This window comes from Cellulosilyticum sp. (assembly GCF_982396655.1).
In genome coordinates this window covers 1-12,928 of sequence record NZ_CEVXFV010000024.1, presented here as the reverse complement: position 1 = coordinate 12,928, position 12,928 = coordinate 1, and the positions used below count along the sequence as shown (strand labels likewise).

Here is a 12,928-nt window from a genome sequence, read left to right as displayed (position 1 = left end):
TTAAATCTTTAATTTTACCAAATACGATAATTACCACTTAAAGCTAAAAATGCAAATAGGTATAAACAGTTATCGTAATATCTTCTTACGCCCTTTCGAAGTGGTGTATTCCAGAACTTCCTTACACATAAGTCACTGTATTTCCCCCTAGCTGCTAATGAGCCCATTGCATTCGTTGCAACAATTGCTACTGGATGCAGGGCAGACTCCTCTATAATCGTTCCATCAATGGTATAAATCTTATATGCATCATCCCTCACATTTTCATTAAAAAAGGTTTGAATCTTATTTGCACATTCACTATTCCATTTAAAAGGCCCAAACCATTCACTATCTAAGCCTAAGTTAGCAATCACACGATACGCATCACTATAATAATTGCCATGCCCTTCCTCAAATCTTGGGACCCCATCATAGGATGTATATTCAGCTGTTAGCCCCGTTATAGGATGTGCTGCCTTTGCTAAAAATGCACGACTTGCCTTAGCGGCTTCTTTCCAAAATCCTCTATCTTCCTCACTTGCCCATAGGGCAAAAAGCTCATAAAAATGGGGTAAATGATAAGATGGGTCTGTAAACTCTACGCCAGGTACAAATTTGATGAGCTTATTTCCTAGATGCCACATAGCATCTCCTATCCCATCTTCTCCTTTATGAATGCACTCATGTAGTATTGCTCTCGCTTCCTTTTCATAAGCAAATATGCCTTCACCCTCCCCCCATCTATGAGATGCAAAAAATAATGCCATAGCAAAATATTCCTCACCATCTGGCGCCGGCCCATTAGAATTTTTTTCTCCCGTAGGAAGTACTGACCATGCAAAATACCCTTTATGCCATCCCGTCTCTAGCCACATATAAGTTTTAACCCACTTCCATAAACGGTCAAACTCAACTTTCATATCCCTCTGTACACACATCATCATGGCATAAGACATTCCTTCAGTACGTACATCATTATTTCCTGTGTCTAGTACATAGGCCATATCTTCCCCGAACTCATGATAAATTTTTTCCTCTTCTGGGCCAAAAAAAAATGTATGATAAATCTCTGATAGTCTCTTTTCTATTTCTTTTTCATCATATCCTAATAACTTAAAATAATTGGTATAGGTTTTATCTTTTTGCAGCATCATATATTCACCCTTTTATCCCTTCTATACACTTTCTATATTTTTTCTATGTTTTTGCTATATCCCGCTATATTCAAACCACTTAAAATCTGCAACATTCTGTGTTATTTCACCATTACTACTTGCATACATGCCTATACAAGTCCCTACAAAACCACCTGCTTTATCCGTACTTAGGGTTGTGGCATCTACATCCCCAGCCAATTTTGTAACCTTTCCTGGTGTACTTCCATAGTAAAAATCAAGATGTTGCCCTCTTGCCACAACCTTCATATAAACTTTTGTCCCCCCAAAAGCTACCCTATTAATTATTTCATCTTCTCCCTCTTCACATCTTGTAAGCTGTAAATACGTCTTCTCTGCTTCCATGACATACTCATATCTAAAGTGGTATCTCTCATTTTGAATCAGTACAAGTCCTGCTGTTTCACCTGCTTTATGAGGTTCAAACATCATCATTGTATTAACATTGAAATCTTTATGCTGCTGCCTACGCCCCACAAAGCTTGGGATGCCTAATTCCTTAATGCACTCTGGTCTAAGTTTTAATCTTAAATATCCTTCTCTTTCCTTTAAACTGCAAAATACTTCTTTAGGCCCCCTTAAAGAAACCCATTTATAATCTAATGTTTCATTCATGAAATGCTGACAGATATCATCCGGTACAATTGCAAATTCAGGCAAGTTAGGTGCCTTGCTTACTTCCTCTACAATTCCTTTGCCTTCATTTACAACAGGCCATCCATCTTCCCAAGTCACTGGCACCAAAAATGTTTCACGGCCTAAGTTATAATAGCCTTCATAAGGCCTACAACCCAATAGCACCATCCACCATTCGCCATTTTGTGTTTCTACTAAATCACCATGTCCTGTATTTGTAATTGGACTATTTTTTCCTAAATGGCGATGTGTCAAAATAGGATTACACAAATTAGCTTCATAAGGTCCTGTAATACACTTACTTCTTGCAATCGTGATAGAATGCTCATGTGCTGTACCGCCTTCTGCAATCATTACATAATAATAACCATCTTTTTTATAAAGATGAGGCCCCTCTGCCCATACAGACTCCTTGAATGCACCTTCCCATAACACATGTGTTTCTCCTACTAATTTCCCTTGCTCAAGATCTAATTCCCTAAGATAAATCACATTATCTCCCCAGTATTTAGAGACCTTTTCATCTTTTCCTACTGTCCCAATATAATAAGCCTTACCATCATCATCAAAAAATAAGCTCGGATCAATACCGCCAGCTTCTTCTAATATAATTGGCTCAGACCATGGCCCTGCTGGATTTGTAGCCGTTACATAAAAATTTCCTATCCCAGACACATTGGTTGTTACCATATAAAAAGTTCCTTCATGATATCTGATAGTTGGGGCATAAATTCCTCCTGACTGAGGTGAACCTCCTAGTGGCAGTTGACTTTCTCTCTCTAAGACATGCCCTATCTGCTCCCAATGTACTAAATCCTTGCTATGGAAGATAGGCACTCCAGGATAATAGCTAAAGCTAGAATTCACAAGGTAATAATCATCACCTACTCTGCATATAGAAGGGTCTGGATAAAATCCAGGTAAAATTGGATTATGAAATGTTCTCATAGATTTTCTCCTTTATTTATCTTTAAATATTTATCTTTAAATTCTCTTATGTGATATTTTAGGAGTAGCAAAGTTTTTCTTTACTACTCCTAAAATACATTCTTATTTCATTAACTCAATTTCTCTCGTAATATGTGCTTTTCCTGTAAGCTTCTGACTTCTTTCATCTGGGGCAGATGTCCCGATGAAAAGTTTAAATTTATCACTATCAATGAAACGTCTACCTTTTTCATCTACTACAGTAAAGGCGCTTTCTTTTATCTCTAAAATAACCGTCTTACTTTCGCCGCCTTTTAAATACACAGATTTGAAGCTGCATAAACTAAAGTTCGGTACTGCATAGCTAGATGCCATATCCTTAATATAAATTTGAATCGTTTCATATCCATCACAGTGCCCATTATTTGCAAGCGCTACTTTTACTTCATACTTCATTTCTTCTACTTGGTTTGTAACCTTATCTGCTACGTCTTCCCTTTTTGTCACAGTTGTAACCTTCGTAATCTCAGCATCCTTGACACTTATATCTGCATAGCTTAAACCATAACCAAAGGGATATAAGGCTTCATTTTCCATATAACGATAAGTACGTCCCTTCATTGCATAGTCCGTAAAATCTGGTAATTCTTCTGTTGTTTTATAGAAAGTAACAGGTAACTTACCACTTGGTGAGTATTCTCCAAATAACAACTGTGCTAAAGCCTTGCCGCCTTCTGCACCTGGATACCATGTTTCAAAAATACCGTTGCAATGTTCCTCTGCATAATTGATGGCCATAGCACTTCCTGTACTTAGAACTAATATAGTTGGTTTCCCTACCGCTACAACTTTTTCAAGTAAATGCTGCTGTTTGCCAATTAAATTTAAACTTACTTTATCTCCACCTGCAAAAGCATTTCCTGTATCCCCTTGTTCTCCCTCAATGGTTGAATCAAGCCCTAAGCATAACACTACCACATCACTTTGTTCGGCAACGATTAAAGCTTCTGCTAAACGGTCATCTTCCCAAGACAAGCTAGACATAGCATTCTTAAATAAATGGCAGCCTTCTGAGTAATATACTCTCACCTTATCACCTACATAATCTTGAATGCCTTCTACAAATGTTGTATATCTAGAAGCTGTTCCATTGTAATTGCCTTCTAAAACTGTACGGCTATTGGCAGTTGGCCCGATTACACCAATGCATTTTAGCTGATTCATATCAAGTGGTAAGATACCATCATTTTTAAGCATGACCATACTTCTTCTAGCTGCCTCAAGGGCTACCTCATGATGTGCCTTGCAATCATTAATTTCATAAGGGATTTCATTGTACTTACAATTTTTATCAAATAAACCAAGCTGCATACGAATAGCTAATAACTTTTCTGCTGCGGCTGTAATTGTCTCCTCTTTTACTAGGCCTTCTTCATAAGCTTCTAGCATATGTAAGTAAGTATTGCCACAGTTCAACTCACAGCCATTATTAATCGCTAAGGCTGCTGATTCAGTTGCTGTATGCGTGACCATATGTTCTGTATGGAAATCACGAATCGCCCAACAATCAGATACGATATAACCCTCAAAGCCCCACTCCTTCTTTAAAATATCTACAAGAAGCGTTTTACTGCCACAAGCAGGTTCCCCGTTTACGCGGTTGTAAGCCCCCATCACGCCTACTACATGTGCTTCTTTGACGGCTGCCTCAAAGGCTGGCAAATATGTTTCATATAAATCTTTCTTTGAAACAATTGCATCAAAGTGATGTCTTTCTTCCTCTGGCCCAGAATGTACTGCAAAATGTTTGGCACACGCTGCTGCTTTTAAATATTCCTCATTTTCATCTCCCTGTAATCCCTTAATGAAGGCAACCCCTAATCTTGAGGTTAAATAAGGATCTTCGCCATAAGTCTCATGACCCCTTCCCCATCTAGGGTCCCTAAAGATATTAATATTAGGTGCCCAGAACGTCATGCCTTTATAAATATCCCGATCTCCCTTCTCGGAAAACTGATTGTATTTCGCACGTCCTTCTACTGCAATAATATCTGCAATTTCACCTAACTTCTCTTCATCAAACATAGCTGCAAGTCCGATAGCTTGTGGAAATATAGTTGCTGTACCCGCCCTTGCTACACCATGCAATGCTTCATTCCACCAATTATAAGTAGGAATTCCTAATCGCTTAATTGCCGGTGCATCATATCTAAGCTGGGATGCCTTCTCAAGTAAATCCATCTGCCCTACTAATGCTCTAGCCTCTGCTTTAAAATCTCTCATCCACTACCTCTCCTTTTCCCCTCTTATTACTCACTTTAATGCTCTATTTTTCTCTTATATTAAGCCAAATCTCTTCTATTATCCATGTACTTTATTATGTATTTTTTGAATTATTTTATATCTTATTCTTTAACCCCACCAATGGTCATTCCTGTTACAAAGTATTTCTGTAAGAATGGATATAAGCATACAATTGGAAGTGCTGTAATTACAGTTGTTGCTGCACGCATTGTAAGCGGTGAAATGGTGTTAGCTGCATTCTTCATTGTCTCTGCATTTCCCCCTTGATTCATAACTGAAGAAAGAAGCTTCATCAATTCATATTGCAGTGTTGTTAAATTAGATGCTGTACGGTTATAAAGCATTGCATCAAACCATGAATTCCATTGACTTACAGCGATAAATAATGCCACTGTCGCAAGTACTGGCTTACACAAAGGTAAAACGATTTTCATGAAAATGGTGAAATGACCTGCTCCATCTACTTGTGCTGATTCTACCAAACTATCTGGAAGACCATTCATAAATGTTCTAATAACAATCATATTAAAGGCACTTACCATACCTGGAAGAATATAGACCCAGAAGCTATTTGTAAGACCCATATTTTTAAATAAAACGAATGTAGGAATAAGCCCGCCACTTACATACATTGTTAACACATAAATAAATGAAACCTGTTTTCTAAAGAGAAATTCCTTACGACTTAAAATATAAGCTAATAAAGAAGTAACAAAAAGTTGTGATACCGTGGCAATAACTGTTCTTAAAACAGAAATCTTAGTCGCCGTCCATAATAACTCTTTACCAAATACCATTTGGTAGTTCTTAAGCGAAAACTTTCTAGGCCAAAAATAAATTCCGCCCCTTAAAGCATCTGTTCCATCATTAAATGAATAAGCAACTGTATTGATAATGGGATATAAAATAGCTACTGTAAATAATCCTAAAATCAACGTATTTACAATAACGAAAATAATATCTGCTGGCTTTTTATTTTTTAATGATTTTGTTTTCATGTACGCTCCCCCTTAGAATAATCTTTCTTCACCCATAGCCTTAGCAATTCTATTGGCTATGAAAATTAATGTCACACTAATAACACTCTTGAAGATACCTGCTGCTGTAGCTAATGAATAATCTGCTAAACTAATACCATATTTAAGAACATAAATATCAATTGTTTGAGAAACACTCTGTACTAAACCATTGGTTAATAAATATTGCATATCAAATCCTGCATTTAAGATATTCCCAATATTAATAATTAAGAGAATGCAGATCGTTGATTTAATCCCTGGTAATGTGACATAACGCATTTTCTTAAAGCGTCCTGCCCCATCAATTTCAGCGGCTTCATAGAGTTCCGGATTGATAGAAGTAATAGCTGCTAAATAAATAATGCTTCCCCAACCAACTTCTTTCCATACATTAGTCACACCAACAATTCCCCAATAATACTTAGGAATAGATAAGAAGTTAATCGGTGCATCAATGATATGAAGTGCTAATAAAACTTGATTTAAAATACCTGTATCCATTGAAAGTACTTGGAATACGAGACCTACTACGATAACCCAAGATAAGAAGTGAGGTAAATATGATATTGTCTGCACAAACTTCTTACCAAAAACGCTTTTTACTTCATTTAATAAAAGTGCAAGACCTATTGAACATACAAAACCTAAAACTAAATTGATAATGCTCATAGCTAACGTATTTCTTAAAACACCCAAGAAAACATCATTCGTAAAAAGTTGTTGGAACTTTGCAAGCCCTACCCACTTTTGCTCAAAGAACCCTTTAGCTGGCTTATAATTTTGAAATGCCATTACCCAGCCAAATAAGGGAAGATAGTTAAAAATAAAAACATAAATCAAGAAAGGAAGCGTTAATAAAATAAGTTCTTTTTGTTTCACGATTTCTTTCCACGTAATCTTTTTAGATACCTCTTTTTCTACATATGCCTTAGGTTTTCTAACCTTCTTTCCTGATATAGCAGCCATCACCTTGCTCATATATTATTCCTCCTTCTAGGTTATTTTCAGATAATAAGGGGGCCTCTTTCTGATACAAGTTATCTGAAATAGAGGTCCCCTTAAACTATGAAATGTATTTTATTTTATCCTTCTATTCGTTGGTAGTTTCGCCTTTTGCTACTGCAACCCTTCTTTGAACTTCTTCTGTTAATGCATTTTCATAAGCTTCTACATCAACACGTTCATTGAATACTTTCATATATTGGTCCCAAGCACTTTCAAAATCACCTGCCATAACTACCTTTGGTAACCACTCATGTTTTACCTCATCCATATTAACTTTAGCAAGGCCATAATCTGTATCTGCTGTCCAAGTATTTGTATATGACCACATTGGATACCAGTCAGAGTTTTCTTGTGATGGATTTAAGAATTCTGTAAAAGTCTTAAGTCCATAAGCATCAAGTACCTTTTTCTTAGCTGCTGTTTGGCTTGCATAATATTCACTAGGTTGTTGTGCTGGTGAACCTGCATTAATACCATCTAAACTCATACCTGAATGGTATGGGAAATAAGTATATTGACATAACTCATTGATTTGGAAGTCTTTATCTAAGGCTTTCTTTCTTTGTTCCTCTGTTCTATAGAATACGCCATCATCACCTACCTCATAGTCAATGCCTTCCATCCCCCACATACGTAAAGTTTGGATTTCTAGTGATAACATATCATCTATCATCTTCATAGCACCCTCAACATCTTTGCAGCTTGTTGTGATACTTAAACCATTTGATACGTCTAAAGCTGGTGCACTATGATATCTTTCAATTGTGCCATCTTTAAGGACTACACCAACTGGTACATATGTACAATCATCAAGACCTTGAGAAATAAGAGATCTTTCTGCATCTTGGAAGTTCCAGAATTGATCAACCATACCACATACACGACCTGTTGAAAGTTTAGCAATGTATTGGTCGTAGTTTATTGTAAATGTTTCTGGGTCAATAATACCTTTTGCATATTCTTCATTTAATTTCTTGAAGTATGCTTTTGCTGTATCTGTTGTATTGTAGTTATGTGCTGTTAATGTTTCTGGATCTACGAAGCAGCATCCATCATTTGGATAACCATCTAAGAATAATGGTGGATTTTCTAAGCAGTAATAACGCCAGTCATCACTTAAGATTTCATAACCTATATTTTCAAGACCATCATCCATTGTTGGATTTGCTTCTATGTAACGCTCGATAAGGTCGAAGTATTCATCTAATGTATTGATTTTTGGATAATTAGCCCATTCTAGTACACGTATTTGAATCCAAAAAGCTTCATCATTGTGATAGGTTTGCATATCTTTTTCATTTACGGTACCAAATTGAGGAATAAGATACACATGTCCATCCTCAGCCCTTATTTTATTCCAGTCACTTTCTGATAAGAAGTTTTTAACATTTGGATAGTTATCCCAATACTCATCAATTGGAATAAGTGCTCCTGCATCTACAAGTAGAGAAGTCCCATCTGACCCTACGATAAAGTCTGTATAGTCGCCACCAGCAACCATTGTTCCTATGCTCTCTTTAGCTGTTTGACCTGTAAGATAAGTCATCTTAGCTTTTGCACCAATGCGTTTTGTAATTTCGTTATACACCCTATTATCTTCAGGTGTTTCTGTTCCTGGCATTGCAATATACATGGAAAACTCTTTAATCTCATCTGTTTGTTCTGCTGAATCTGTACTTTTCGTTTCACTACCACTTGAACTTGTCTGAGTTGCCTGACCACATCCTACTCCTAAAGATGCCACTAAACTCATTGCCCCTAGAAGTGCTATCATAGATTTTACTTTTCTCATATAATCCCCTCACTTTAATTTAATGGTAGACCCCTTATTGCTTATCCCGATGTCTTGTCTTATTTATAATTAAATTCTATCAATTCCAACTCCTTATCTCAACCTAACAAACTATATAAAAAGTATAAAAAACTATACATTTTATATATAGAATCTTCAGCATGTTATATTTTTTTAATCATTTTATACATGAATAGTTTCTTTTACTTTTTAACCTATATATTTTTTATACAATTCCTATACACATAACAAAGAAGTGCGGCGAAACTATTTAATGCGTTTCACAACACTTCCTCGTTATGTTCAAAGTAACTTATTAACTTCTCTTTTCCCTACGTATTCGAAATAGTACTAGACACTTGAGCCCTATTTTAAAAACTGTTTACGGTATTGTAATGGCGTCTTTCCTTTTAAACGTACAAACTTATTAATAAAATAATCAAGGTTATTATATCCTACCGATTCTGCAATATAACATACTTTGTGATTCGTCCTTATGAGTAGCTCACTTGCTTTTTCTAACCGATAGTTATTCAGATAATCTTTAAATGGCACCCCATATTTTTTCCTAAAAAGCTGCCCCAGGTAAGCACTATTGATGTAGTATTTCTCACTTAGATATTTCAAACTTAGGTTCTCCATATAATGCTGCTCAATTTCTCTTTCTACATCCTTAAGCACGCCATGTGAATTGCTCTGTCTAAGCTGTGATAGATAACCTGCAAATTCTTTTACAAATGTCTTGAAATGCTTCGCACTTCCTCTCGCTGCAAATTGTTCAAAGGCACATTCACTAATATAGCGAAGAACCTCCTCCTGATCTACTTCCGCATCCAAGTCCTTTGCTAAATATAAAAACTGACAAAGTAAATAATCAATATTAATATTAATAATCTTAGAGTCTACATTATGCACATCAAAACTGGCATAGATTTTATCAATACACTTATCAATTTCTTCTTCCTTGTTCTCTTCCGTAAGGCGTACCAGTTCATCCATATATTCTTTTTTTATGCCATATGCATTGCTTTTAATAGCAGAGGTTTCTTCATAATAAGTGATATCCCTATCATGCTTATAGTTTTGAAAGGACCTAGCAATAATTGCTGACTTAAAAGAGTTACTTAGTAAACTAATATCCTCTACCATTTCACCTATATAATAATAAAAGTTATAAGGACAATCCTCTTTCATTGTTTCTTGTAGCTTCTTAATATATTCTTTTTCACTAATTCCTTTTTCCCTTGAAAATTGCCTTGAATAAATGAAACCTACACCATATGCTTCATTTCGCTTATCTATATCTAAAAGGACATATTCTCCAAATGGTGCGGTACATTCTTGAAGCTGCTTATGAAATCCACTAATCACTTCGCCCTTTTCTTCCTCAGATAACTTAATAAAATTTTCATCCCCTAAGTCAACTTCTATCATAATATACCTAAGTTCACGATAATACGGTAATTTTTCCTTTACATAGCTTATATCATGCGCGTCATAAATACCTGAACATAATGCATTCAAATGTCTTTCTAATACAATCTTATCCGTATGTAATTTCTTTTCCTGGCGCGCTGCTTCCTTTCGATATTCTTCCTTAAATTCAATAAGCACACGAACCAGTTCCTCCTTTTGTATAGGCTTCAAAATATAATCTGATACATTATACTTAATAGCTTGTTTTGCATACTCAAATTCATAATAGCCACTTAACACGATAACTTTAATATCTTTGTTTTTTCCCCTTCTTATTGCTTCAATAAGCTCAATGCCATTCATATGTGGCATCTTAATATCTGTAATAATTAAATCATATTGATTTTTTTCTAGTAGCTCTAGGGCTTCCTTTCCATCTGCTGCTTCATCTGCAATATTAAATCCATATTCCTTCCAATCTATTAAGATTTTTACCCCCTGACGAATAAATGGCTCATCATCAACAATTAGTACATTAATCATGACTCTTCCCCCTCTATACTTATCTTAGCTTATCTTATCTAATGGCATTTGAAGCATAATGTCTGTGCCTTGACCTAATTCACTATCGATTTGAAACTGTAAATTCCCCTCACAATATAAATTCATTCTTATAAGTGCATTGAGCATCCCTGTACTTTTTGATTCACTTAACTTATTAATATCAAGTGATTCTAAACGCGCTCTTATCTCCTGCAATTCTTGCTCATTCATTCCACAGCCAGAATCACTAATCTCAATATATAAATTTTCCTCATCTTTAGACACAGCCACAAAAACATTTCCACTGCTTGATATTTCCTCAATACCATGGACACATGCATTTTCTACAAATGTTAATATACTTAGCTTAGGAATCCTAAGCTTACTACATTCAGGCATAATATAAGTACCGAAGCTTAGTTTCTCACCAAACCGGTATTTTTGAATGTTAGTATATTGTTTTACAAAAGTCATTTCTTCTTCTACAGAAATATTGTCATCCTTCCAAGATAATGACTTCCTTAAAATAATAGAAAGTTGACCTATAATTTCTGCTGTCTCATTTTCGTTTTTTAAAAGACTTCTCATACGTATACTCTCTAGTGTATTAAACATAAAATGTGGATTAACTTGACTCTGTAGCGCCTTTAATTCCGCATTCTTTCTTGCTAGTTCCAACGCTTGCTTTTCTGCATTTTTCCTAATAATAGTCTCAATAAGGTCCTTAATCTTAGTTACCATTAAGTTGTAGCTCTTAATAAGTGCCCCTATCTCGTCATTGCCGCCACTCTCAGTGATGACTTCAAATTCTTCTCTCTTTACTTTATCTAAGTATTCCTCAATCAGCTTAATCCTTCCAGTAAATGATTTAGATACAATTGAAATAATACAAGTTGGCAATAAGAGATTAATGATAATAAGTAGCCATACCATTCCCCTTGAATCTTGTAGCATTGGCCATACTTCAGCTGCTTCCGGCATAATATAAATAGTCCATTCATCCTCACCTACATTAAAGGTTTCCTTATATGTTAGCGCCTTACTTGGAAGCTCGTCTCTAGACTTAAACGGTTTTAAACTATTTTCACTTGTCTTATTTGAAAATAATATGTATTCATCATTACAAATATAAATTTCTCCATCTACCTTTTCATTAAGGATGTCATTAAATATTCCGTTATATTCTAAATCGATTTTAACAAATCGCTCTCTGCCCTTACTCCCATTATAATTCAACTTGGAAATAAGACTAATTATACGATTCATCCTAGAAGTAAACTTATTTTGCTCACTATAATACGTGACCCATAATGTATCTTGTCCACTTTCTTTAAATTTTTTATACCACTGACTTTCTTTTATATCCTCTACCTTCCAGAAGTTTCCCCCATTTATAATTGTAGGATTATCTGCATAAAGCATAATATTATTAATCCGCTGAGAGTTATAATAATACTTCAGCATATTATTCTGTATGAGCTGCTTATACCTCTCATAATATTCTAGATTTGATTGATGATCCGTACTTAGGAACTTATTGATTGTCTCATCTGTATACAAATTACTAGCTATTGAAGTACATCCAGCCATATCTGCTCTAATATTATACTTAATACGCTCCATCATATTCTCCATAGTAATAGCCTGTCGTTCCAAGGCATCATTTTTAATAGAAAGTACAATAACACTATCTGTCACAAGCATTGGAATGCACACACAAAAGATATATATAATGACTAACTTATGCTTTATCTTACAACTATTCAATATCTCTAATCGCTTCATCCGTTAACCTCTTTTATATTTACTCTTCCTGCTAACTACTTTCCATCCTCCACTTTTTACTATTTTCCACGAGTTACCTAAATCATATCATTATTTTTTATAATTTTCTATAATATTTACATATTTTATAACTATTCTTGCAGTGTTTTTATTTATTTTTATTATAGATTTCATATTTATGTAGATTTCACATTTATAAAATTTAGTTATTCATAGTTTTTGGTCATGTGAAATCATTGGGAGAAACTGATTTACGTACATGTATATTGCAAGTTTTTAGTTGGTTTCTCTCTATAAAAAAGTGGCTCCGCCACGTTCAGCAACTTATAGCCTACTTATCACAC

General features: G+C 35.1%; 8 protein-coding genes. All 8 read right to left on the bottom strand.

The window, feature by feature from the left end; all coding sequences use genetic code 11:
- Positions 1–14: 14 nt before the first annotated feature.
- Positions 15–1,136, bottom strand: a complete 1,122-nt coding sequence (locus AC1VAQ_RS11430) for a family 8 glycosyl hydrolase (RefSeq protein WP_303244068.1) — start codon at positions 1,134–1,136, stop codon at positions 15–17.
- A gap of 54 nt (positions 1,137–1,190) precedes the next feature.
- The gene (locus tag AC1VAQ_RS11425) at positions 1,191–2,741 is read right to left on the bottom strand and encodes a glycoside hydrolase family 43 protein (RefSeq protein WP_479903918.1); all 1,551 of its coding nucleotides are present in this window, start codon (positions 2,739–2,741) and stop codon (positions 1,191–1,193) included.
- 102 nt (positions 2,742–2,843) lie between these two features.
- Positions 2,844–5,003: a glycoside hydrolase family 3 C-terminal domain-containing protein gene (locus tag AC1VAQ_RS11420; protein WP_479903917.1), complete on the bottom strand. Its 2,160-nt coding sequence runs from the start codon at positions 5,001–5,003 to the stop codon at positions 2,844–2,846.
- 122 nt (positions 5,004–5,125) lie between these two features.
- A complete protein-coding gene (locus AC1VAQ_RS11415) occupies positions 5,126–6,022 on the bottom strand; it encodes a carbohydrate ABC transporter permease (RefSeq protein WP_302598110.1) in 897 nt (298 codons plus the stop codon).
- 12 nt (positions 6,023–6,034) lie between these two features.
- On the bottom strand, positions 6,035–7,021 hold the full coding sequence (locus tag AC1VAQ_RS11410) for an ABC transporter permease (RefSeq protein WP_330697567.1): 987 nt from the start codon (positions 7,019–7,021) through the stop codon (positions 6,035–6,037).
- 112 nt (positions 7,022–7,133) lie between these two features.
- Positions 7,134–8,840 carry a type 2 periplasmic-binding domain-containing protein gene (locus AC1VAQ_RS11405; protein WP_302599162.1) on the bottom strand — a complete coding sequence of 569 codons (1,707 nt, stop codon included), beginning with the start codon at positions 8,838–8,840 and terminating at the stop codon, positions 7,134–7,136.
- Between the two features lie 366 nt (positions 8,841–9,206).
- On the bottom strand, positions 9,207–10,799 hold the full coding sequence (locus tag AC1VAQ_RS11400; protein ID WP_303244066.1) for a response regulator transcription factor: 1,593 nt from the start codon (positions 10,797–10,799) through the stop codon (positions 9,207–9,209).
- Positions 10,800–10,823: 24 nt separating this feature from the next.
- Positions 10,824–12,584, bottom strand: coding sequence for a sensor histidine kinase (locus AC1VAQ_RS11395; RefSeq protein WP_302599164.1), 1,761 nt, complete (start codon positions 12,582–12,584; stop codon positions 10,824–10,826).
- Between the last annotated feature and the right edge of the window lie 344 nt (positions 12,585–12,928).

Excerpts from the sequence above, each read along its gene's own strand:
- AC1VAQ_RS11420 (WP_479903917.1), bottom strand. The coding sequence starts at position 5,003 with ATGAGAGATTTTAAAGCAGAGGCTAGAGCATTAGTAGGGCAGATGGAT.
- AC1VAQ_RS11410 (WP_330697567.1), bottom strand. The coding sequence starts at position 7,021 with ATGAGCAAGGTGATGGCTGCTATATCAGGAAAGAAGGTTAGAAAACCT.
- AC1VAQ_RS11395 (WP_302599164.1), bottom strand. The coding sequence starts at position 12,584 with ATGAAGCGATTAGAGATATTGAATAGTTGTAAGATAAAGCATAAGTTA.
- AC1VAQ_RS11415 (WP_302598110.1), bottom strand. The coding sequence starts at position 6,022 with ATGAAAACAAAATCATTAAAAAATAAAAAGCCAGCAGATATTATTTTC.
- AC1VAQ_RS11430 (WP_303244068.1), bottom strand. The coding sequence starts at position 1,136 with ATGATGCTGCAAAAAGATAAAACCTATACCAATTATTTTAAGTTATTA.
- AC1VAQ_RS11400 (WP_303244066.1), bottom strand. The coding sequence starts at position 10,799 with ATGATTAATGTACTAATTGTTGATGATGAGCCATTTATTCGTCAGGGG.
- AC1VAQ_RS11405 (WP_302599162.1), bottom strand. The coding sequence starts at position 8,840 with ATGAGAAAAGTAAAATCTATGATAGCACTTCTAGGGGCAATGAGTTTA.
- AC1VAQ_RS11425 (WP_479903918.1), bottom strand. The coding sequence starts at position 2,741 with ATGAGAACATTTCATAATCCAATTTTACCTGGATTTTATCCAGACCCT.